The organism is Kribbella sp. NPDC023972, assembly GCF_040639075.1.
In the GTDB taxonomy this organism is placed as follows: domain Bacteria; phylum Actinomycetota; class Actinomycetes; order Propionibacteriales; family Kribbellaceae; genus Kribbella.
In genome coordinates, this window is record NZ_JBEZZH010000001.1 from 740,357 (window position 1) to 763,216 (window position 22,860).

Here is a 22,860-nt window from a genome sequence, read left to right on the forward strand (position 1 = left end):
CCCGACTGCATTACTACGCCCGGCTGTGTGGGAGCCTCCGCTTGTACGGCGACATCCGGCTGTGCCGGAGCCTCCGGCTGCGTTGCGAGATCCGGCTGTGCCGGAGCCCCCGGTCGCATTGCGAGATCCGGCTGTGCCGGAGCCCCCGGCTGCAATGCGACAACCGGGTGTGCCGCAGCCCCCGACTGCATTACTACGCCCGGCTGTGTGGGAGCCTCCGCTTGTACGGCGACATCCGGCTGTGCCGGAGCCTCCGGCTGCGTTGCGAGATCCGGGTGTGCCGGAGCCGCCGGTTGCATTGCGAGATCCGGCTGTGCCGGAGCCCCCGGTTGCATTGCGAGATCCGGCTGTGCCGGAGCCCCCGGTTGCATTGCGAGATCCGGCTGTGCCGGAGCCCCCGGCTGCAATGCGAGATCCGGCTGTGCCGCAGCCCCCGGCTGCTGTGCATCCGGCGCGCGAGCGCCCGGCTCTGTGCCGGCGTCCGGTTCTGAGCGGGTGGTAGGTGGTTGACCGGGCTTGTGGGCGTGGGGTGGGTTTGGGTGGCGGGTGGTGGGTGGGTCGGCCCAGGTGGGGCGGGAGACGTGGACGGTGCCGTTGGTGATGGTGATGGTCCAGTGGCCGGCGTGGAGGTCGATGTGGTGGCGGCGGCAGAGGAGGACCAGGTTGGTGATGGCGGTGGGGCCGCCGTCGATCCAGGAGCGCATGTGGTGGGCGTCGCAGTGGATGGGTGGGGCGCCGCAGACGACGCAGCCTTTGTCGCGGGCGTTGAGGGCGCGGCGCATGGCGCGGTTGACCAGGCGTTCGGAGCGGCCGACATCGAGTGGTTCGGAGTTCGAGCCGAGGACGAGTGGGATGATGTTGGCGTCGCAGGCGAGGCGGCGGATCGCGGCCGCTGAGAGGGCGTCGCCGTACACCAACTGACCGGTGGCGTGGGCGGTGGCGGTCTTCAGGTCGTTGTAGTCGATGGTGACGGTGATGTTGGCCTTCGCACCGAAGCCCGGCAACCAGTTCCCAGCGTTGGTGGTGGGTTGGGCCGCGGAGTGGGTGCGGTGGTCGTGGGTCGCGGTCGCGGGGTTGGCCTGCGTGGTGCCGTCGCTCGCGGTTGTGGGGGCGGCGTCCGAGGTGGTCGCGGTCGTGGTGTGTGTGCCGGCGTTCCCGTTCCCGTTCCCGTTCGCGGCCGCGGCCGAGGTGGCGGGGTCGGCGGCCGTGGGGTGCGTGCCGACGTTCCCGCTCCCGCTCCCGTTCGCGTTCGCGTTCGCGGCCGAGGTGGCGGGGTCGGCGGTCGTGGGGTGCGTGGCGGGGTTGCCGGGTGTGGGGTTGGTGGCGGGTCGGGTGAGGGTCGACGGGTGGGGTGCGTGGAAGGTGGTGTCGGTGGCGGCTGCGGCGATGGTCAAGGCGGCGGTGAGTGCGTCGGCTTGGCGCTTGTCGCGGGGGCGGGGGTCCGGGTCGCCGTCGATGGTTTTGTGGGGGCGGGCGCCGGTGTGGGTGAGGGTGCGGAGGAGTTCGGCGTTCTCGTTGGCCAGGAAGCCGCGGAATTTGACGCCGTTCTCGGCGGTGGACAGGGTGAGGGACTCGCGGGCGTAGGCCTTGTGTTCGTCGGGTTCGGGGCCGTCGCTGTCGAGGAGGTCGCCGATTTCCTTGCCGGCCTTGCGGAGCTGGCCGGGTGACAGGTGGGCGGCAAGCCCGACCAGTTGTTCCTCGGCGACCGCGAGGTGGTGCGGTGGGACTCGGGAGGCGACGCGGTCCAGTGCCCACACGATGGCCTGGGCCTGAGCCGGGCGCAGGGGCCGCGCACCGGCGCGAGGCGCGTCACCGCGAGGTGCGTCGCCAACAGGCGCACCGGCGGCAGGCACCTCGCCGGGAAGTGGGTCGGATGCAGCTGCGTCGCCGGCAGGTGCGTCGGCGACGGGCGCGTCGCCCACAGGCGCGTCGGCGCCACACGCGCCGGCGGCAGGCACCTCGGCGGGAAGTGGGTCGGATGCAACTGCGTCGCCGGCAGGTGCGTCGGCGACGGGCGCGTCGCCCACAGGCGCGTCGGCGCCACACGCGTCGGCGTCAGGTGCGTCGGCGTCAGGTGCGTCGGCGGGAAGTGTGTCGGATGCAACTGCGTCGCCGGAAGGTGCGTCGGCGACAGATGCGTCGGCGTCATGGGCAGCGGTGGCAGACGCATCGGCGCAACGCGCGTCGGCGGCACACGCGGCAGCAACAGGTGCGTCGGCGGCAGGGGCGTCGGCGGGCAGGGTGTTGGCGGACGGACTGTTCGATTCGGTGGAGGTTGTGGGGGTGGTGTTGGGGAGGGCTGCGGAGACGGTGGGGTATTTGGGGAGGGAGCGGGCCAGGCGGACGTCGCGGTGGGCTTCGGCGCTGTCGAGGCGGTAGCGGAAGGCTAGGAGGCGGGCGGTGTCGTGGGCGCCGATCTCTTTGGCGTAGCCGATGGTTTCAAGGGCGGCGATCAGGTGGAGGCGGTAGGTCTGTCGGCGGGCGAGCTCAGCATCCAGCTGGTCGAGAGCCGACAGCATCTCGCTGCCGCTCATCGACCACACCGGCCGCTCGCCCAGAAGTTCCATGCCGACAACTCTAGACACCCCCACCGACAGTTTCCAAAGCCAGAACCCCTTTATTTCAAAGGGAATCCACCCCCTGCCGAGAGTGTCAGGTTATCCACAAGGGACCAGAAGGTGTTGACAGCGGCTACGGCCAGGGGATGAGTTCGCAAGAGTCGTACAGCCGGCGGGCCGGATGATTGCCCTCGGCAACACGCAGGCTGGCTCGGCCGGTGGTGCATCCAAGGCTATCGGTAAGGAGCGCGGGCGACACCATGCCGACGCCAGACTGTTGCGGTGAACAGGTCGAGGATGAACGGTCCATCCGGAGTGTCCGGCCACGGTGCTTGATCGACCACCAGGATGGCGCCGATCAGGTCCGTCCCCCGCGGTCGCGAGCCGGCTGATGCTGAGGTTCAGCGGGCCGTACCCCCCGACGAAGCTGAGCCTGATGTCTTCGACTGCCTCGGCTGCGGTGAACGATGCGAGCCCCGTTCGTACGACGCGAAGCACAACCGGCCAAGCTCGACGATTCGTCCGGAGACGGCGGATGCAGTACGACGCCGCTCGGCGCCGGGGTCAGGTCGAGGGGACCCGCAGGGCGGACGAGCGCAGCATCAGAGCTGGCGGGCGGAAGCGATAACGGCCCGGCCGAAGGCGACCGTCGGTGTCGCGTCGGCGACGGTGAACTCCCCGAGCGCCCCCGCACGGTGGTTGATGGCTCGGGTGCAGAGGTCGGCGTACGACGGGAAAGCCGCAGCACCATGCTGACGGGCGGCCGTCTTGGAAATGATGTTGCCAGTGGCAAGGAGTGCGTGCAGGCGCGGAATGCCGAGGACGTACCAGGGGATGATCCAGCCGTCGAGGACCTGATCGTCTGGCAGTTCGGCCGCGCGCTGCTCCAGCCGATCGAGCATCGGCTCCCAGTACGACGTGAGGTTCGCGCGGGTGTGGTCGACCAGCGCCTGGTGATCGTCGTGCACTGCCAAGCCGTCCACCGCTCGTACGGCGATCGACTGCCGCGCGAGTTCCGACCACAGCACCGGTGTCACCGTGCCCGCGGTGGCAGGATCCCGGAACTGACCATCGATCGTGTACACAACCGGCGTACTGCGATCTGGTGGCGCGGCCAGCGCGGATGCGGTCAGGTAGGTGACATCGAAGTACGGCCGCTCGGGCAACTTCTCGTGTACCGCTCGAACGATCTCCGGGTCCGTCACCGGCTCGGACACGACCACCACGCCGTCGATGTCGCTGCGGCCCGGATGGTAGTCGTCGAGCGGGATCGAACCAGTCAGATAGAACCCGCTCACCAAGCCCGGCAAGGCGTCGTCGATCAGCTCCAGGTACTGCGAGGTGACTGCCTCGAACTCAGTCATCGGTTGGAGGCTGAGCTGATGAAGGCTGCCAGGTCCTCCGACTGCTGCAGGCGCGACGGTTCGTGGATGTACATCATGTGACCCGCCGGGTAGTACTTCGTCTCGATGTTGCCGACCAGGTCGGACGGGATCTGCAGGCGAGCCAGCGTGTGATCGGTCGCGAAGTACGGCGTGGCGCCGTCGTAGTGCCCGGAGGCCACGTGGACCTTGAGGTGCGGGTTGACCCGCATGGCTTCGGCGAGCTTCTCGGCGACCGTGATCTGCTGTCCTTCGAACTCCTTGAAGGACCAGTTCTTCGCCGCGTCCATGTTCAGGATCTCGTAGGGCAGGTCGTTCTTGTACTCCAGCTCCACCCGCACGTAATGGTTCAGCGCGGCGGTGTACGGCCCGATGATCGCGCTGAACGACGGATCCTTGCCAGGAGTCTCCCCGGCGTAGTCCGCGTCCCAGCCGGTGAAGCGGCCGTCCAGCCGGCCGATCACCTGGCGGCGTGACCGCAGCAGCTCGGCGAAGAAGCGCATGTGCTCGATCCGCAGGTTCACCCGGTCGAGGTAGTCCTCGGACAGCCCGGTCAGCGACGCCAGCCGGGTGACCACCTCGGCCCGGTAGTCGGCCGGGATCCGATTGCCCTGGGCAAGCGCATTCGGGTAGCGCCCGGCCGCGAACCGCTCCGCGTCCGCGAGCACCTCGTCCAGCGACCGGTCCGGGATCAGGCCGTGGTAGTGGGCGATGGCGGCGTACGACGGCAGGAACAGGGTGTACGGCAGGTCGTTGCCCGGGGTGAAGTCGAGGGTGCCGAACTCGAGTGCTGCGGAGATCAGCATCACCCCGTTCAGATACATGCCGTACCGCTCCTGCAGGTGCGCGGCCAGCCCGGCGGCGCGGGTCGTACCGTACGACTCGCCGGCCAGGAACTTCGGGGACATCCACCGGCCGTTGCGCGATGTCCACAGCCGGATCACCTCGCCGACGGACTCCAGGTCGCGGGTGAAGCCGTGGTAGTCGCCGGGCTTCTCCCCCTCGACGGCGCGCGAGTAGCCCGTCGCCACCGGGTCGATGAAGACGAGGTCGCTGTGCTGCAACAGTGACTCGGTGTTGTCCACCAGCCCGTACGGCGGGGGCGCGAGCTCGCCGGCGTCACCGGACACGACCCGGCGCGGACCCAGCAGGCCGAGGTGCAGCCAGATGCTCGACGACCCCGGGCCACCATTGAAGGCGAACGTGACCGGCCGATCGGCGGCATCGGCGTCATCCAGCGTGTAGGCGGTCAGGAACACCTCCGCCTTCGGCTTGTGCCCGTCGAACTTCCCCTCGGTCAGCACCTCCTGCCGCAGCACGATGCGCCCGGTGGTGGCGGTGTAGTTCAGCTTCTTCCGGCCGATCGGCAGCACGTGCTGCGTCGACACCAGATCGTCGGCAGGGGTCGTGACCGCCGCAGGCTTCTGCTCCTCGGTCGCCGCCTCTGACGTGGGCTCGGTGCTCTCATCCTTCGCCATGCCGAGCACCTTAGTTCACCCGTGAGCACGGCCTGCTATGTTTGACACGACTGTCAAACATCATCGTCACCGGAGCGACACATGACAGCGAGTGAGATCGTGGAGGCCTTCTGGCAACAGGTCTGGAACGAGCACGACCCGGAAGCCGTCGACCGGTTCGTCGTACCGGATTTCGTGATCACCACCGCCGGGGACGACATCGTCGGCCGGGACGCGTTCAAGGCCTGGATCCGGGCTTTACTGGCCGAGCTCCCTGACCTGCGGCTCGACGTCGTGGAGACGTTCGAGAACGCCGCCGGGACCAGGGTCGCATCGCGCTGGCGGGTCAGCGGGACGAACAACGGTTACCTGCCCTCCGCCGCGATCGGTGCCCCGATCACCTTCACTGGGACGGCAGTGTGGGAGGTGCGCGACGGCAAGCTCGCCCACAACTGGGTGGAGCGCTCGGCGGCCAGGGTGGTCGGCGGCTGATGGCCGGTGTCCGCCAGTTCGACGAGGAGACGGCGCTCCGGCAGGCGCTCGAGGTGTTCTGGGACCACGGCTTCCAGCGGACCACGATGCTGGATCTCGCGGCTGGCACCGGCGTACAGCGCGGCTCGCTCTACCACGCCTACGGCGGCAAGGAGCAGATCTTCCTGAAGGCGTTCGACCAGTTCGCCGCGTCCTTCCTGGACGGCGCCGAGGCCGCACTGAAAGGACGTGATTCGCGCATCCGTTTGCTCAGGTTCTTCGACTACTGCATCGAGTCGATCATCAGCGGATCGCCATCCCGCGGGTGTCTGTCGACCCGGACTGCCGTCGAAGCCGGTGCCGAGCCGGTACGGCGCGCCGTACGCAAACTCCTGGATGATCTGGAAGAACTGGTCTTCCAGGCCTTGGACGGTGCCGACCTGGTCCTGAAGCCACGGGAAGCCGCACGCCTGGTGGTCGCCACCACGCGTGGACTCGCAGTCCTGGAGCGGGTGTACGACGACCCGCGGCGGCGGCTGGGTGACACCACCCGATCCTTCGTGCGGACACTGCTCCGATGATCCGCCGAGGCAGACGGGTGCGGCACTAACCTGTGGGCATGGCGACGATTCTGCACCTCGCGTTTCCGGACCAGTGGGAAGCCGCCAAGCAGGCGGGCAGTTACCGGTGGTCGACGCGAGGCAAGAGCCTCGACGACGGGGCGACGTTCATCCACGCGGCCCGGCCGGAGCAGGTGGGCATGGTGGCGAACTTCGTGTACGACGACGTCGAGGAGCCGCTGTGTCTGCTGGTGATCGACACCGAGCGCCTGGTGTCAGCGCTGTGTGACGAGGACCTGGATGCGATCGGCATCAGCTTTCCGCACATCTACGGTCCGCTGAACCTCGACGCGGTAGTCGACGTACGCCCGTATCTACGTGGTGCAGACGGCCGGTGGCCAGAAGTCCTCGATCACTCACTCCGTTCGTGATGTGACCGCCGAAGCCGTATCCTGAAAGCGGAACGGGTCGGTCGGGCGATCGCGTCGTCCCCTGGTGGGGGCGCCGAGGAAAGTCCGGACTCCACAGGGCAGCGTGGTGGGTAACACCCACCCGGGGCAACCCGCGGGACAGTGCCACAGAAAGCAAACCGCCAGCGGCTTCGGTGAATCCTTGGTTCATCGGAGTGCGGGTGAGGGTGAAAGGGTGGTGTAAGAGACCACCAGCTCCGCAGGTGACTGCGGAGGCTCGGTAAACCCCACGTGGAGCAAGGCCAAGAAGGGCGGTGGGCAACCACCGTCCGCGCGAGCGTTCGAGGGCTGCCCGCCCGAGCTCGCGGGTAGGCCGCTGGAGGTGCCCGGCAACGGTCACCGTAGATGGATGGTCGCCGACTACAGAATCCGGCTTACAGACCGGCCCGTTCCCTTGTCCACAGCTCTGGAAATCGTTGGTGGTCCAAGGCCGAAACGCGTTACATTCTTGGACAAGACAGGCCTGGACGGGCCGGAGCCAATCGGTTACCACTCCTAATGGGCGGGTCGCGGGTTCGAGTCCCGCCGCCGGGCTTCGGTTCGGCGTAGCTCAGCTGGCTAGAGCAGCTAAACGCCGGTCGGCACAACACGTCCGCCCAGGCCTGTCTTTTTCATGCACCGACGACAGGAGAAAGGGATGTCCAACGACCCGCTGGCTCTGATCAGCACCCGGCAGACGCCTCAGCACGAGCAGGCCGACCCACGGCAGCGGCAGAACCGCGCCGGCGGCTACGCCTTCGTGCTGGACGACCTCGCCCGGTTGCACCGGTTCCTCACGCTCGGCACCACGGGAGGCACGTACTACGCCTCCGAGCGTGAACTCACCCGGGACAACGCCGGAGTCGTCGTCGAGCTGGCGAGGACGCGTGCGGCCGACGTCGTGGCCGCCGTACTGGACATCTCTCTGACCGGCCGCGCACCCAAGCAGAACCCGGCGCTGTTCGCCCTCGCGGCCGCGGCCAAGCTGGGCGACGACGACGGCCGTCGCGCCGCGCTGGCCGCCGTACCGCTGGTCGCTCGGACCGGGACGCACCTGTTCCAGTTCGTCGGGTACCTTCAGCAATTCGGCGGCTGGGGCCGCGGCACCCGGCGTGCGATCGGGAACTGGTACGTCGGCCCGGACCGTGACGTCGACGCGATCGCATACCAGGTGCTGAAGTACCGCCAGCGGGACGGCTGGTCGCATGCGGATCTGCTGCGGCTCTCGCATCCGGTGACCACAGAGCCGGTACGACGGGAGCTGTTCGACTGGGTCCATGGTCGTGCGGCCGACCTGTCCGGACTGCCTCTGGTGACCGCGTTCGAGCGCGTTCAGGCATCGACCGACGTCACCGAGGTGGTCGACGTCATCGCGCTCAACCCGGGGCTGTCATGGGAGATGATCCCGGACCGGTTCCTGAACGAGCCGAAGGTCTGGGACGTCCTGCTCGCGAACGGTCTGCCGCAGACCGCGCTGATCCGGCAGCTTCCCCGCCTCACCCGGCTGGGTCTGCTCGATCCGCTCGGCTCCTGGACTCCGATCGTGGCCGGGCAGCTCGCCGACGCCGGACGCCTGAAGAAGGCACGGGTGCACCCGGTCAACGTTCTCGTTGCCCAGCGCACCTATTCGTCGGGACGCGGAGTGCGGGGTGGGCAGACGTGGACACCGTCACAGCCGATCGTGGACGCACTCGATGCGGCGTTCTACGCGGCGTACGACGCGGTCGAGCCGACCGGGAAGCGGCTGCTGCTGGCGCTCGACGTGTCGGGGTCGATGACGGCGGGGGTGTCGGGGCTGCCGATCACGTGCCGGGAGGCGTCGGCGGCGCTGGCGCTGGTCACGGCGGCGACCGAGTCGTCGTACGAGCTCGTCGGGTTCACCAGCAAGGGCGACTACCGGCGCTCCGAGCTGACCCGGCTCGCAATCAGCCCGCGGCAGCGGCTGGACGACGCCATCCGGGCGGTGTCCGGGCTGCCGTTCGGCGGGACGGACTGCTCGCTGCCGATGCAGTACGCGCTGCGGCGGAAGATCGCTGTCGACACGTTCGTGATCTACACCGACAACGAGACCTGGCACGGGGAGATCCACCCGCACCAGGCGCTCCAGCGGTACCGGCGGGAGATGGGGATCGACGCCCGGCTGGTCGTGGTCGCGATGACCGCAACCGGCAGCACGATCGCCGACCCGTCGGACCCGGGAATGCTCGACATCTCAGGGTTCGACAGCGCGGTCCCAGGCCTGATCGCCGACTTCACCCGCGGCCCGTAACGCCACTGCAGGCGCCCTCGGCCCGACCTGTGACGTCGGAGCCGAAGTCGGAACTGCGGTCTGTCGCGGGCAACTTCGCTTGCGGCCCGCGACGCCCGAGCCGCAGCCTGCCGCGATCTCCTCGCGCATGCTGCGGCCAAGGCGTTGACCGGCCCCGCAGCCACGCTCGGACGCCTGCACCAGGCACATGGTCAGGCAGGCTGACGTCGGACGCCTAGACCGGGCATGTGGTCAGCTCGGCCGCTCGGACGCCTGCACCGGCACGTTGTCGGCCAGGCCTGGGTCGGGAAACCCGCGCGAGCTATCTGTTGCCTGGCCCTGACCCGACCGCAGCACCAGCCACCAGGGCCGTGTCTGTGATGCCCCGCCGCGAGCAGGCGCGGGGTGCGCGCAGTAGGCGAGGGATCAGCAGAGAGGGCCCACCTGGTGGGAGGCTTGGGGTATGGCGGGTAGAGGGGTGCGGCGGGTGCGTACGGGGATTGTGATTCTCGTGTTGTTTGTGCTGGTCGCCGGGTGCGGGTATGTGGGCTGGGTGATGGTCAAGCGGTCGGAGCCGACGGCGTTGCCTGAGCCGACCGGCGATCACCTGGTTGGGCGGCGGACGTTCGAGTGGACTGACACAGTTCGTCGGGATCCGTACGGCGAGGGGCCGCGGAAGTTGTCGGTGTGGCTTTGGTACCCGGTGGCCAAGGAGACGACAGGGCGCAAGGTGCAGTACGCGCCCGGGTTGTGGAGCGACTTGCAGGTGAATGGGCCGGCCTCGGTCTTTCAGGGGCCGTTCGACAGTCTGAAGGATCCGGCGTTCGATCGAGCTGCGGTCGCGCCTGGACGGTTCCCGGTCGTCGTACTGATGCCGGGGCTGGGGCTGTCGGCACCGATGTACGCCAGCCTGGCCGAGGATCTCGCCAGTCACGGCTACCTGGTGGCCGGCGTGACGCCGACGTACAGCGCTGACCTCACCGTGCTGGATGGCCAGAAGGTCGAGAGCACGGAGGCGGCCAAGCCCGAGGATCTGGAGAAGCAGGGCGATCACCTCGTCGGGCTCTGGGCCGCCGACGCCCGCTTCGCCGGCACGATGGTCGCCAAGCAACTGCCGAACAGCGTCGAGTCAGGCGTCGGTACGGCGTACATCGGTCACTCGTTCGGCGGCGCGGCGGCGCTGGAGGCGTGCCGGATGGCGAACCGGTGTGCGGCGGCGGTGGACCTGGACGGCGTCCCGTACGGTGACGCGGTGACGAAGGGCGTGCACGCGCCGATCCTGCTGCTCGGTGCCGACGACTCGTGCATCACCGGCGTCTGCGGCCCGGACGCTCGCGGCGACGAGGACCGCGACCGCAGCCTCTCGTTGCTCAAAGCAAGCACTGGTGCGTCGTGGTGCGCCACGATCCCCGGCACACGCCACTACAACTTCACCGACTACGGCGCCTACTACCTCGCGATGCCGCTGCGGAAATACCTTCCACTGGGCAGCGCGGGCCCCCGTCATGCCCTCCGTGTCCAGAACGGCTACATCTCCACGTTCCTCGCCCACGCGATCTACCGCGTCCCGTCCCCGGGCGCTCCCGCCTGCAGCACCTAGGTCGCGTCCCGTGCGGCAGGAAGCGCTAGAGGTCGAGCTCGTACGTCTGGCCGACCAGGCTCTCCCCCCACATGGTGTGCTGCTCGGAAGCCGTGAGGCGGAAACCACGAGCGAGATAGACGTGCCGGGCCGCGACGAGTGGATCGTTCGTCCACAGCACCATCCGCTTGTAACCGGCCTCGCGGGCGAAGGCCAGGCAGGTGTCGACCAGTTCGGCGCCGAGGCCGAGCCCGCGCGCCTGCGGAGTCACCAGGAGCAGCCGGAGCTGAGCGGTGGCCTCATCCGGGCCACGCACGCAGAAAATGCTGCCGGCCCGCTCGCCGTCCACCTCCGCGATCCAGGCGGCCTCACGTGAGTCGTCGTGCTCGCTCGCGTACGCCGAGACGATCTGCAGGATCAACACCTCGTACGGCAGACCCCAGCCGTACTCGGCCGCGTAGACCTCCGCATGTGACTGCACCACCCAGCCGAGATCGCCCGGCTCCCCCAGCTTCCTGATCAGTTTCGGCATCAACCCTACCCAATCTACTGAACCGAGTGTTTCAGTAAGCGATACTAGCGGGGTGCCGACCACGAAGCCAGCCCCGTCCGAGAAGCCAGTCCCGTCCGCGCGTCAGCAGGAACTGCTCGAGCGTGCCTACGCATACTCGCTCACCCACGGACTGGCCGACCTGTCGCTGCGCCCGCTCGCAACCGCGATCGGCTCCAGCCCGCGGGTGCTGCTGTTCCTGTTCGGCAGCAAGGACGGCCTGATCCGTGCCCTGCTCGCCCGCGCCCGCGTCGACGAGCTCGAACTGCTGCGACAGCTCGACGCCCAGTACGACGAACCACCCGGGCTGACGGTGGTCGCCCGGGAGCTCTGGACATGGCTGGCCGCGCCCGGACGGCGACCGTTGATGAAGTTCTGGGTCGAGGCGTACGGGCGCTCATTGGTCGCGCCGGAGGGTCCATGGGCGGACTACGGCCGCTCGACCGTGGACGACTGGCTCGACCTGCTCAAGGCGAGTCAGCCCGATCCCGGCACCGCCGAGGCGGAGGCACGCCGTACCGCCGTACTGGCCATGCTCCGCGGCGCCCTGCTGGACCTGCTGGCGACCGGCGACCTCGAGCGCACGACCAGAGCGGTCGAGGACTACCTGGGAGAATCCAGGACCACCTCGGACAGCGCCACCTAGGAGTCGGGACCAGCCAAGCCTCGGGATCAGCTAGGAGAGGGAGTAGCTGGGAGAGGGAGCAACCAGGAGCCGGGCTGGCTAGGAGACGAGTTCGAAGGCGACCACGCGCTTGGCGATGTCGGCTTCGACGAGTTTGACGCGGACCGGCTGACCCAGCGGCAGGGGCGTCGTACCGGTGATCCGGCCCTCGATTGCCAACGTGGACAGCACGACGATGCCGCGGGTGTCGTCGCGCTGGTCGACCTCGGTGATGACACCGTCGAACACGGACCCGACCTGGTCGGCCACCAGCCCGGCCTCGACCATGCCGACGATCGAGCGCTCGTAGGCGTTGGCCCGGCGATCGGCGTCGTCCATGATCTTCGGGATCTCGTCCATCGACTCACGCACCCACCCGGGCACTTCGGCGCCCGCGGACAGCGCCACGCAGATCTCGCCGGTCCAGCGATCCACCAGCCGCCGCAGCGGCGCGGTGACGTGCGCGTACTCCGCCTTCATCGCCGCGTGCTGGGGCCGCCGCGGCACCTCACCCGAGAACGCGGTGTACCCCGCGCCGCGGAACAGCACCGTGCACGCCGCGAGCATCGCCGCGTGTGCCGGCACCTTCGGATCCAGTCCGTGGATGAAGGCGGCGTACGACGTCTCGTCCGGCCACATGATCCCGAGTGCCTTGGCGACGTTCCCCAGCTTGCGTCGCAGGTCGTCGTGCGACTCGGGCAATGTCCGGAGGATGCCGATCCCGCCGCCCATCATCAGCTGCGCGGCGGCCATCCCGGTGAGCAGCGAGATCTGCGCGTTCCAGCCCTCGACCGGGAGCGGCGCGCGGAACTCCAGACCCCAGCCGTGGTTGGAGGTGACGACCTCCTGGTCCGGGATCGGCAGGTTGACGCCACCGCGCTCGAGCTCACGCTGCTCACGAAGCCTGCCGACCTCGCGGAGCAACTGCAGCGACTCGGAGGCATTGCCGGCGTCGAGGTCCTTCTGCACCCCGGCGTAGTTGAGCTTGGCGCGCGACTTCACCAGCGCGCGCTCGCAGACGACCTGGGTCCCTTCGCCGGTCGCGTCGACCGAGATCGTCCACAACACCGCGGGACGGACCTCGTCGGGGAGCAGCGACGCAGCGCCCTCGGACAGCTCCGGCGGATGCAGCGGGGTGCGCTTGTCCGGCGCGTAGAGGGTCTCACCGCGGCGGCGTGCCTCGACGTCGATCGGGTCACCCGGCTGGACGAACGCGGCCACGTCGGCGATCGCGTAGTGGACCGTGTACCCGTCGCCGTTCCGCTCGATGTGCAGCGCCTGATCGAGATCCATCGAGTCCGGCGGGTCGATGGTGACGAAGTCGATGTCGGTACGGTCCAGCTCGGGCAGGCGAGGATTCTTCGCCGCCCGCAGCGCCGCGGCGACCACCTCGGGCGGGAACTCGGCCGGTACGTCGAGCTCACGCCGGATGTCCTGCAGCGACGCCCGGAAGACCTCCGGCACGTCTTCGGCAAAGTGAACCCTCTGCAACGGCACCAGTACACCCCGTCTCTTTCGGCCACCCGCACTCTGTGCGCTAGGGGGAGAATAACCAAGGAGGGGGTGGGAATGTCCTTCTCGGGTTCGCTGGACCTCAGCCTAGCGACGGTTGCACGTTGAAGGATCGCAGGGACGCGAGGCCGTCGGCGTACCAGTGGATCTCGGTCAACGTTGCCGGGCGCAACTCCATCCGGAACAGCGACGACATCGGGGCCTGCAGCACCGCCCGGACCATCAGCTTGATCGGCGTGACATGGGTGACGACGACGACCGTCTTGCCCGGGTACTTGGCCAGCAACCCATCCCGTGCGGACCGGGCCCGCCGGGCACACAGGTCGAAGGACTCCCCGCCGGGCGGCGCGACCGCGGTGGACTCGAGCCAGGCGTTCATCGCGTCCGGCCACTTCTGCTGGATCTCGGCGAACGTGTGCCCGTCCCAGTCGCCGAACGACACCTCCCGCCAGCCGTCGTCGACGATCGGCTCGAGCCCGAGACCGGCCGCGACGATCTCTGCCGTCTGGCGCGTCCGTCGCATCGGGGACACGACGATCGCGTCCACGCCACCGATCCGGGACAGGTACTCCGACGCCGCGTGAGCCTGCGCCCGTCCGGTGTCGCTGAGGCCTGGATCGTCGCCACCGGATCCGGAGAACCGCTTCTCCACGGTGTGCGGGGTCTCGCCGTGCCGCAGGAAGATCAGCTGCGTCGGCGGCTCGGCCTGCGGACCCCAACCCTGCAACGCCTTCTGCAGATCCGACGGTTCCTTCGGCACCGCCGGCCCCGGTACGGTGGCCACCGGCGTCAACGGGATCGGTACGCCGTCCAGCGCCATGTTGGCGAGCGCGTCGGCCGCCGCGTTCTGCGCCCGCGGCACCCATGTCCACTCGGTGCCGAACGGGGCCAGGCCCTGCGCCTTGATCGCCAGCGGCTGCAGGTCCGGGTGCTTGATCTTCCAGCGGCCGGCCATCTGCTCGATCACCAGCTTGGAGTCCATCCGGACCTCGATCGAGGCCTCCGGGGCGTACTCCGCGGCCAGCTCCAGCCCGGCGATCAAACCGGAGTACTCGGCGACGTTGTTGGTCGCGATGCCGAGCGTCTTCCCGCTCTGCGCGATCACCTCGCCGGTCACCGGATCCCGGACCAGCGCGCCGTACGCCGCCGGCCCCGGATTCCCACGCGACCCACCATCAGCTTCGACGATCACGTGCTGGTACGTCATACCGCGCTCTCCGACGTACGCACCAGGATCCGGCCGCACTCTTCACAACGCAGTACGGCGTCCGGCGCGGCGGCCTTGAACCGGGTGAGGTCCGACGGCGCCAGCTCCATCCGGCAGCCCATGCACCGCTTGCCGACCAGCGGCGCGGCGCCGATCCCGCCGTTGTGCTCGCGGAGTCGCTGGTACAGCGTGACGAGCGCGTCCGGGAGCTCGGCGGCGACCGCGGCCCGCTTGTCACCGAGCTCCGCGCGCTGCTCGTCGAGCTCCTTCAGCGCGCCGTCGCGGGTGGCCTCCAGCTCGGCCTGCCGGCCGGCGAACGCCTCGGCCCGGGCACGCAGGTCGGCCTGGACCGCCTCGGCCGCCTCCAGCTTCTCCATCACCTCAAGCTCGGCGTCCTCGAGGTCGGAGATCCGCCGGTCCAGCGAACCGATCTCGTGCTGCAGGTTCTCCAGGTCCTTCGGCGAGGTGACCTGACCGGAGTCGAGCCGCTGCTGGTTGCGAGCCTTGCGCTGCCGCACCTGCTCGACGTCGCTGTCGGCCTTCTTCTGCTCCCGCTGCAGGTCACTGACCTCGGTGTCGGCGCTGACGAGCTCGCGGTCGACCACCGACTTCTCCGCGGCCAGCTCGGCCAGGGTCTTGTGCTCGGGCAGCGACTTGCGTTTGTGGGCGACCTGATCCAGCTGCAGGTCGAGTTCCTGCAGGTCCAGCAACCGGCGTTGGACAGCGGGCTCGGCGTTCAGAGTCGGCTCCTTAGATCACGCTTCAGCTTCAGTTGTGAGAGTCTCCACGCTACTGCCTCGCCGCCACAACCCGGGGGGTGGTCAGAAGGACTGTTCGAGGATCCGCTCGGCGAGTGGTTCGAGCTGGGCCTCGCGGCTGGTGTCCAGGTCGCCACTCCGACGCGGTCGGCTGAAGGTGCACTGGATGAGCAGCACCACGCCCGTGCTGTCCTCGGCCCGCAGGGTGACCAGCTTGCTGTCCTCGCTCTGGCGCAGCGTCGAGATCAGGACCTGCCGACCGGCCAGTTCGACCTTGCGCAGTGACACGCCCTCACCCGTCTTATGGTCGGTCACAACGACGCGGACCTGAAGCGCGTTGCTCGGCTCCACGTAAACACACGCGGCGCCCTCAACGACCGGACGGAATCCGGCGCCGAGCACACGCCGTACGGCGTCCTGGCTGATCGCGCACACGACGTTGCCGTCCTGGCTCCCGTGCCGATAGACCTCAACCGCACCGTTCGGCGGTTGCACCGGGTGGTACGCCTCACAGGGCGTCTGTGACTGGGCGACCGGCAGATCGACGCAGGCGCCTGGCCGGTCCGAGTCAGGATCGGTCGGCCCCAGCAGCAGCGGTGCCTGCGGTTTGGGTCCGGCCGACACCGGCCCGTCGAGGAGAGCGGACATTCTGATCGCCAGCCGCTTGGTGGTCCCACAGTTCGGCGCGCGGAGAACGATCTGCACCCATTTCTCGCGCGGATCCGGCTGCGCGGAGGGACCTTGGTTCCACGTCAGCCAGCACTGGCTGTCGCCGTACGTGATGCCGGCTGTCCGTGTGCCGAGGCGGATGGTCTTGCCGAAGTCCGAGAGCTTCAGGTCCGAGCCGTAGCCAAGGCTGACGTCGACGAGTCGCCGTCCCTCGGACAAGTCGCCGCAACCATCCACGTTGTTCGTCGGGTAGCTGCCCAGCTCGAAGCGGCCGGTGGATCGGCCGAGGAGCTTCCCCAAGGCCGCGCATCCGCTCCAACCTGCGAGCGGCACCTTCGCCGGGCTCGGCCGACGCAACACTGGTACGGCGGCAGTCGCGAACGCCTCGACCGTTGGGCAGCCGGCCTGGGTGCTCTTGTCCGGCCAATGACCGTAGAAGCTGATCGAGTACTGGAACGACACCGGAAGGCGGACCTCACAGGAGGTCTCGTCCCGCTTCACGTAGGCCTTGACTCCGGCCAGGGTGCGCAGCGCGCTGTCGGACCGGGAGAGGTCGCGGACGCCGAGCTCGACCCGAACCCATGCGCTCCGGTGCTCGATCCGGCACTCGTGCGGCGCCGTACGACGAAGCCGGTCACCAACCGCGAAGCCCGGTGCCTTCGCCTTCGCTCTGTCCAGCAACGCGCAAGCGTCGACCTGGGTTAGGGCAGCGACCACTCGACTCTGGTCGCGGTCCGCGGGCTTGGCCGTGGCCGGATGCACTGCCTTCGGCAGCGGAGACGGCAGCGGCGCCGGACTGGCCGAGCGGTCTGACTCCCCGATCGAGACACAGCCGGTCAGTGCGATGAGCAGGAGCGAGAACAAGCCGAGCCGGGACTTCAGCGGCTCACCCTAGGGAGGCTGCGGCTCAGCTCTGCGGATCCTGATCGACGCGGAGCGTCCAGGCGTCCGTGCAGATGGTGGAAATGTGCGTCTCCACGTCACCGGCCAGCTCCGCCCGCAGCAGCTTGTCAGCGTCGCGCAGCCACGGCCACTCGCTGGCCCAGTGCGCGACATCGACCAGCGCGGGCCCCTCGTCGTACGCCCGAGCCTCGGTCGCGGGGTGGTGCCGAAGGTCCGCGGTGACATAGGCGTCGACACCGGCGGCGCGAACCCGGTCGAACTCCGAGTCGCCCGCTCCCCCGACCACCGCGACGGTCTCGATGATGCGCCCGGGATCTCCCGACACTCGTACGCCGTGCTTCGTCCGCGGCAGGTTCTCGGCGACCAGGCGGGCGAAGTCCTCCAGCGGCAAGGGCTCCCCGAGTACGCCGACCCGCCCGCCGCCACGTTCACTCGGCTCAGGGGCCAGCTCGTAGATGTCGAAGGCCGGCTCTTCGTAGGAGTGGGCCGCCTTCAGCGCCTCGACGACGGCCCGGCGGTTCCGGCGCGGCATGAGCATCTCGAGCCGGTTCTCCGCGACCACCTCGATGTCGCCGACCTGTCCGATGGTCGGGTTGGCGCCCGCGAGCGGACGGAACGTCCCTTCGCCGGTCCCGCTCCACGCGGCCCGTTCGTAGTCCCCGATGTGGCCCGCGCCCGCCTTGGACAGCGCGTCGAGCATCGCCTGCGTCTCCTCGACCGGCACGAACACGACGAGCTTGTCCGTGGGGTCCGCCGGCAGGGCCTTCAACGGGCGGGTGTCCCGCAGACCGAGAGCGGCTGCGAGTGCGTCGCTGACACCTGGATTGGCGTTGTCGGCGTTGGTGTGGCAGACGTGCAGAGCCGTGTCGCTCTTGATCAGGTCGTGGACGACGCGACCCTTCGGCGTGGTCGCCGCGACACTGCTGACCCCGCGCAGCAGGAGCGGATGGTGAGTGACGAGGAGGTCGAAGTCACCGGCGATGGCTTCGTCCACGACGGCTCGCATCGGGTCGACCGCGAACAGGATCCGCCGTACCGGCTGCTCCGGATCGCCGGTCACCAGTCCGACCGCGTCCCAACTCTCCGCCCACGCCGGGTCGTACAGGCGGTCGAGTACGGACAGCACATCTGCGAGCCTCGGAGTCACGGCACTATCCTTTCACCTCCAGGGATTGTGACGGGGGCAACCGCCCGGTGCCCCCGCCACAACCACGTCCGCCGGTGCCGATGTGCCGGCGACAGCCGCCCGCCGCCTCCGGCACAACTCGTTCCGGCGGTTCGTTCGGGCCAACGCGGCGGCCGTTGCCGACGGCCTCGATGACCGGAACGTGCCTGTGGAGACCTAGATCAGCCAGGCGGTGGTGTCTCCCGGCAGCTTCTCGCCCTCGAGCGGGCTGCTGGACAGGACCACGGCGGCCTCGGGAAGCTCGACCGGGGCGGCACCGAAGTTGGTGATGGACTGCCAGCCGCCGGGGCGGGTGAAGTGCAGGACCTCGTCGACGCCGTCGACCCAGCTGAGCGAGTTGCCGGTCTGGAGTCCACGTCGTACGGCAAGGGCCTTGCGGTAGAGGCTGAGGGTCGAGTCCGGATCGCCCTCCTGCGCCTCGACCGAGTAGGCGCCGAACCACTTCGGCTGGACCAGGTGCGAACCGCCCGAGCCGAAGCCGAACGACAGCCCGCCGACGGTCCACGGGATCGGCACCCGGCAGCCGTCGCGGCCCTTCTCCGCACCCTTCGACCGGAAGTACGCAGGGTCCTGCAGGTTCGCCGCCGGCAGCTCGCCGACCTCCTGCAGCCCCAGCTCCTCACCCTGGTACAGGTACGCCGAGCCCGGCAGCGCCAGCATCAGCAGCACCGCAGCGCGCGCCCGCCGGAGGCCGAGCTCGACGTCGACCGTCGGCTCGGTCCCGTTGCTGAGCAGCCAGGCCTTTCCGTCCTGCCAGCTGCCGGACGGGTCCTTCGGCAGGCCGTACCGGGTGGCGTGCCGGACGACGTCGTGGTTGGAGAAGACCCAGGTCGACGACGAGCCGTTCTGCTCGGCCAGCGCGAGGTTGTCCTCGATCACCTGGCGGAACTTCTCGTACTCGAAGTCGGCCTGCAGCAGGTCGAAGTTGAACGCCTGCCCGAGCCCGTCCGCGCTCGCGTAGCGGGCCCGGCGCGCGGCCGGCACGAACGCCTCGGCCACCGCGGACCGGGGCGGGTCGTACTCGTTCAGGACCTTGCGCCACTCGCGGTAGATCTCGTGGACGCCGTCCTGGTCCCAGAGCGGATGCGCACCGTTCGACTCCGACTGCCGAGGCAGTGTGGTCTTCGACGGGAACGGCTCCGACAGGTCCTTCACCAGTGCGTGCGCGACGTCCACACGGAAGCCGTCGACCCCGCGGTCCGACCAGAACCGCAGCGTCTGCAGGAAGTCCGCGCGGACCTCCGGGTGCTCCCAGTTCAGGTCCGGCTGCTCGGCCGCGAACAGGTGCAGGTACCACTGCCCGTCCTCGACCTGGGCCCACGCGGAACCGCCGAAGACCGAGTCCCAGTCCGACGGCGGCTGGTCACCCTCGCCTTCACGGAAGATGTACCGGTCCCGGGCCGGCGCTCCCCTGTCGGCGGCCAGCGCCTCGACGAACCACTCGTGCCGGTTGGACGTGTGGTTCGGGACGATGTCGACGATCAGCCTGATCCCCGCGTCGTGCAGCGCGCTGACCAGCTCGTCGAAGTCGTCGAGGGTCCCGAGCCGCGGGTCCACGTTGCGGTAGTCGTCGACGTCGTACCCGCCGTCGGCCAGGGCGGAGGGGTAAAACGGGCTCAGCCAGACCGCGTCGATACCCAGGGACGTGAGGTACGGAACGCGGCTGATGATGCCCTGAAGGTCTCCGACACCGTCGCCGTTGGCATCGGCGAAGCTGCGCGGGTAGATCTGGTAGACGACGGCCTGGCGCCACCAGTCTCGGTCGATCGTCGGCTGCGTGCTGGTCAAGAAGGCCTCACTTGGGTCGGCAGGCGCGGGTGCAGGGGGTTTCCAGGCGGTTGCGGCAATGTTGCCCGCTGATTTATATACACTCTAAATTTAGATTCTGCAGTATTCTGCGCTTCGGTTCCACGACAGGTCAAGGGGGTTTCATGGCGAAACCAGCCGCCACTCCACCCACGGCGACGCCGCCGATGCTGCGCCGGGTCAACGCCGGCAAGCTACTCGGCGTGCTCTCCAAGGCCGGGGTGATGACAGGAACCGGCCTGATCGAGGCCACCGGCCTGACCCGCGCGACCGTGCACGCGGTCTGCAATGACCTGATCTCGATGGGCTGGGTGATCGAGCACGACCCCGGCCGGGACGACACGGCGGTCGGCCGGCCGTCGCGCCGGTTCGAGTTCAACAGCCGGGCCGGCTACGTGCTCGGGATCGACATCGGCGCGGGCAAGACCACCGTGCTGGTCACCGACCTGCGGGGCGAGACGGTGGCCAAGGCGGTGCGCTCGGTGTCCGGTGACTCGACCGCGGCCGAGCGGACCGAGATCGTGCACGAGACGGTCGTCGAGGCCCTCGAGACCGCGCAGGTGTCCGACGCGCAGGTGCTCGCCGCGGGAGCCGGTGTCGCCGCGCCGGTCGACCGGGGTGGCAACATCCTGGCCGATGACGAGTTCTGGCGCCGCTTCGACGCGGGCATGGGCCGGCGGCTGACCGAGCTGCACGGCTGGCCGGTGTTGCTGGAGAACGACGCCAACCTGGCCACCCTTGGCGAACACTGGCGTGGCGAGGGCCGCAACGTCGACGACCTCGCCGTACTGCTGGCCAGTGAACGGTTCGGCTCCGGGCTGATGGACTCCGGTCGGCTGCTGCACGGCAGCCGCGGCGGCGCCGGCGAGATGGTCTACCTCAAGCTCGTCGAGGGCGTCGGCGACACCCACGGCATCGCCCGGATCGCCCGCGAACGCGGCGCCGCGGCCGTCGCCGACCCGGCCGTGCCGACGGCACTGCGAGCCCTGTGCGGTGACCGGCCGGTCACCGCCGAGTTGGTCTTCACCGCCGCGGACGCCGGCGACGCGGTCGCGCTGGAGATCCTCCAGCACGTCTCCGCCCGGACCGCCCGGGTGGTCGCCACGCTCGGCATCCTGTTCAATCCCGAACTGGTCGTGCTCGGCGGCGCGGTCGCCGACGCGGCCAAGTCGCTGCTCCCCGAGATCGAGCAGCAACTGGCCGGCTTCACCAGTACGCCGCCACGCGTCGCCGTCTCATCCCTCGGCGATGCGATCGTGTCCGTCGGCGCCGTCCGCCACGCGCTCAACTACGTCGAGCAGAACGCCCTCGACCTGAGCCTCAGCTGCCGTCCCGGGTAAGGGCCCTGGCGATCGCTTCGAGGACGATCAGGTTGCGGCCGGACGTCGTACCCGTGGTGAAACCTTCGGGGACGAGCGCGCGATCCTCGGGTATGCCGGTGCACAGCACGACGGTGTCCTCGCCGCGGTTCTGCAGCAGGGCGGTCAGCGCCTCACGCATCCACGGCGTACGTACGGCGTCCTGCACCGCGATCACCAACGGGCGACCGGCCGCGGCCGCCGCAGCGCGGGCGATGGCGCCGTCGGGCTGTGAGCCGGCGCCGTCGAGCAGCCGCTGCTCGCCGCGCAGGACCACTCCGTCCGAGCCGGGTGCGATTCGGCCGAAGATCTCCGGAAGCCCACTGAAATAAGGGTTCCAGGCCGGGTGCAGGCCTTGGGCCAGGTCGACGACGTACGGCCGGGATCCGAGCGCGGGCAGGGTCTGGCTTGCCACCACGCGGGTGGCGGCCTCGCGGATCGGGGCGCCGTCGAGACCTGGCTGCCGGGTCCGGTTCCGCAGCGTCGTGGCAAGGGTGCGGACCCGGCCGGCGGCCTCGGCGAGCCGCTGCGCGTCGAGCGAACCGTTGCCTACGGCACCGACCAGGCCGGCGGTGAGAGCCCGCGGGTCGGCGGTGGCGACGGCGACCATGGCGAGGTCGGCGCCGGCCCGGATCGACCCGACCGCCGCGTCCTCGATCGACCGGGTCTTGGTGATCGCCTGCATCTCGAGGGCGTCGGTGGTGATCACACCGGTGAAGCCGAGCTCGTCCCGGAGCAGTCCGGTGAGAATGCGATGCGAGAGGGTGGCCGGCTGGTCGTCGTACGCGGAGAAGACGATGTGGGCGCTCATGATCACGTCGGCGCCGGCCGCGATCGTGGCCTTGAACGGCGCCAGCTCGACCTCGGTCACCTCCGCGATCGAGCGGTCGACCCGGGGCAGGTCGAGGTGAGAGTCCACGGTGACATCGCCGTGGCCGGGGAAGTGTTTCGGGCAGGCGGCGATACCGGCCTCGTGGACACCCTCGACGAACGCGACGCCATGCCGCGAGACGACGTCCGGCGTGGTGCCGAACGAGCGGGTGGAGATGATCGGGTTCGCCGGGTTGCTGTTCACGTCAACCGATGGCGCGAGCATCAGGTCGATACCGAGACCCGCCAGCGTGGCGGCGGCGTCCCGGGCCGAGGCGCGGGTCAGGTCGACGTCGTCGAGGTCGCCGAGGATCCGGGGTGAGGCCAGCGGCCACGGGTTGGCCGGCGCGAGGTGGCTGAACTCGCCGCCCTCGTGGTCGATCGCGATCACCAGGTCCGGCCGTTCGGCCCGCAGCGTCGCGGTCAGGGCGGCGACCTGCTCGGCGTCGGCGACGTTGCGGGTGAACAGGATGACCGCGCCGAGGCCGGCCGCGACCGCGCGGCGCAGGTCGTCCGGGGCGGTGGTCCCGTCGAAGCCGACGATCAGCGCACCGGCGGCATCACGATCCAGCTCGTCACTCATCCCCACACCTTCTCCTCCCGGGCGGGAAAGCGCCACCCGACCCGCCCAGGTTGGCCGTCACGGACAGCTAATAATCAGCCCCGGCTGATG

At 69.3% G+C, this 22,860-nt stretch carries 18 protein-coding genes and 1 other RNA gene; 8 read left to right on the top strand and 11 right to left on the bottom strand.

Going from position 1 to position 22,860, the window contains the following annotated elements; translation table 11 throughout:
* The 3 genes from AB0F43_RS03360 to AB0F43_RS03370 all read right to left on the bottom strand — a co-directional run.
* A partial coding sequence (locus tag AB0F43_RS03360; RefSeq protein ID WP_360469972.1) for a DUF222 domain-containing protein occupies positions 1-2,567 on the bottom strand: 2,567 nt, incomplete at its 3' end.
* A 593-nt stretch (positions 2,568-3,160) separates the two neighbouring features.
* Positions 3,161-3,922, bottom strand: a complete 762-nt coding sequence (locus AB0F43_RS03365; RefSeq protein ID WP_360469974.1) for a nucleotidyltransferase domain-containing protein — start codon at positions 3,920-3,922, stop codon at positions 3,161-3,163.
* Positions 3,919-5,418, bottom strand: a complete 1,500-nt coding sequence (locus AB0F43_RS03370) for a peptidase S10 (protein WP_360469976.1) — start codon at positions 5,416-5,418, stop codon at positions 3,919-3,921. The genes AB0F43_RS03365 and AB0F43_RS03370 overlap by 4 nt, the downstream gene beginning before the upstream one ends.
* An 81-nt stretch (positions 5,419-5,499) precedes the next feature.
* Here AB0F43_RS03370 and AB0F43_RS03375 point away from each other — a divergent pair, with 81 nt between their 5' ends.
* From AB0F43_RS03375 to AB0F43_RS03400, 6 genes are all read left to right on the top strand, one after another.
* The gene (locus AB0F43_RS03375; RefSeq protein WP_360469978.1) at positions 5,500-5,889 is read left to right on the top strand and encodes a nuclear transport factor 2 family protein; all 390 of its coding nucleotides are present in this window, start codon (positions 5,500-5,502) and stop codon (positions 5,887-5,889) included.
* Positions 5,889-6,449 carry a TetR/AcrR family transcriptional regulator gene (locus tag AB0F43_RS03380; protein WP_360469981.1) on the top strand — a complete coding sequence of 187 codons (561 nt, stop codon included), beginning with the start codon at positions 5,889-5,891 and terminating at the stop codon, positions 6,447-6,449. The genes AB0F43_RS03375 and AB0F43_RS03380 overlap by 1 nt, the downstream gene beginning before the upstream one ends.
* A 38-nt stretch (positions 6,450-6,487) precedes the next feature.
* Positions 6,488-6,859 carry a DUF952 domain-containing protein gene (locus tag AB0F43_RS03385; protein WP_360469984.1) on the top strand — a complete coding sequence of 124 codons (372 nt, stop codon included), beginning with the start codon at positions 6,488-6,490 and terminating at the stop codon, positions 6,857-6,859.
* A 33-nt stretch (positions 6,860-6,892) separates the two neighbouring features.
* An RNA gene (gene rnpB, locus AB0F43_RS03390) (RNase P RNA component class A) lies at positions 6,893-7,291 on the top strand.
* 244 nt (positions 7,292-7,535) lie between these two features.
* Complete coding sequence (locus AB0F43_RS03395; RefSeq protein WP_360469987.1) at positions 7,536-9,146, top strand: TROVE domain-containing protein; 1,611 nt, start codon at positions 7,536-7,538, stop codon at positions 9,144-9,146.
* A gap of 466 nt (positions 9,147-9,612) precedes the next feature.
* Complete coding sequence (locus AB0F43_RS03400; RefSeq protein WP_360469990.1) at positions 9,613-10,725, top strand: hypothetical protein; 1,113 nt, start codon at positions 9,613-9,615, stop codon at positions 10,723-10,725.
* Positions 10,726-10,750: 25 nt separating this feature from the next.
* Here AB0F43_RS03400 and AB0F43_RS03405 read toward each other — a convergent pair whose 3' ends face one another.
* Positions 10,751-11,236 (bottom strand): GNAT family N-acetyltransferase, encoded by a 486-nt coding sequence (locus AB0F43_RS03405; RefSeq protein WP_360469993.1) that lies wholly within the window; start codon positions 11,234-11,236, stop codon positions 10,751-10,753.
* 52 nt (positions 11,237-11,288) lie between these two features.
* On the opposite strand from AB0F43_RS03405, the gene AB0F43_RS03410 reads away from it, so the two are divergent.
* Positions 11,289-11,900: a TetR/AcrR family transcriptional regulator gene (locus AB0F43_RS03410; RefSeq protein WP_360469995.1), complete on the top strand. Its 612-nt coding sequence runs from the start codon at positions 11,289-11,291 to the stop codon at positions 11,898-11,900.
* Positions 11,901-11,978: 78 nt separating this feature from the next.
* Here the strand turns inward: AB0F43_RS03410 and AB0F43_RS03415 are convergent, their stop codons facing one another.
* From AB0F43_RS03415 to AB0F43_RS03440, 6 genes are all read right to left on the bottom strand, one after another.
* Complete coding sequence (locus tag AB0F43_RS03415) at positions 11,979-13,415, bottom strand: RNB domain-containing ribonuclease (protein ID WP_360469998.1); 1,437 nt, start codon at positions 13,413-13,415, stop codon at positions 11,979-11,981.
* Between the two features lie 97 nt (positions 13,416-13,512).
* The gene (locus AB0F43_RS03420) at positions 13,513-14,637 is read right to left on the bottom strand and encodes a bifunctional RNase H/acid phosphatase (RefSeq protein ID WP_360470001.1); all 1,125 of its coding nucleotides are present in this window, start codon (positions 14,635-14,637) and stop codon (positions 13,513-13,515) included.
* Positions 14,634-15,347 carry a C4-type zinc ribbon domain-containing protein gene (locus tag AB0F43_RS03425; protein ID WP_360470003.1) on the bottom strand — a complete coding sequence of 238 codons (714 nt, stop codon included), beginning with the start codon at positions 15,345-15,347 and terminating at the stop codon, positions 14,634-14,636. The genes AB0F43_RS03420 and AB0F43_RS03425 overlap by 4 nt, the downstream gene beginning before the upstream one ends.
* A gap of 111 nt (positions 15,348-15,458) precedes the next feature.
* Positions 15,459-16,928, bottom strand: coding sequence for a hypothetical protein (locus AB0F43_RS03430; protein WP_360470006.1), 1,470 nt, complete (start codon positions 16,926-16,928; stop codon positions 15,459-15,461).
* A 43-nt stretch (positions 16,929-16,971) separates the two neighbouring features.
* Positions 16,972-18,114, bottom strand: coding sequence for a Nif3-like dinuclear metal center hexameric protein (locus tag AB0F43_RS03435; protein ID WP_360470007.1), 1,143 nt, complete (start codon positions 18,112-18,114; stop codon positions 16,972-16,974).
* A 195-nt stretch (positions 18,115-18,309) separates the two neighbouring features.
* Positions 18,310-19,941 (bottom strand): glycoside hydrolase family 13 protein, encoded by a 1,632-nt coding sequence (locus AB0F43_RS03440; protein ID WP_360470010.1) that lies wholly within the window; start codon positions 19,939-19,941, stop codon positions 18,310-18,312.
* 143 nt (positions 19,942-20,084) lie between these two features.
* On the opposite strand from AB0F43_RS03440, the gene AB0F43_RS03445 reads away from it, so the two are divergent.
* Positions 20,085-21,299 carry an ROK family transcriptional regulator gene (locus AB0F43_RS03445; RefSeq protein ID WP_360470013.1) on the top strand — a complete coding sequence of 405 codons (1,215 nt, stop codon included), beginning with the start codon at positions 20,085-20,087 and terminating at the stop codon, positions 21,297-21,299.
* On the opposite strand, the gene nagZ is transcribed toward AB0F43_RS03445, so the two are convergent.
* Positions 21,280-22,770: a beta-N-acetylhexosaminidase gene (gene nagZ, locus AB0F43_RS03450; protein ID WP_360470015.1), complete on the bottom strand. Its 1,491-nt coding sequence runs from the start codon at positions 22,768-22,770 to the stop codon at positions 21,280-21,282. The two genes, AB0F43_RS03445 and nagZ, sit on opposite strands and share 20 nt — an antisense overlap.
* Positions 22,771-22,860 lie beyond the last annotated feature (90 nt).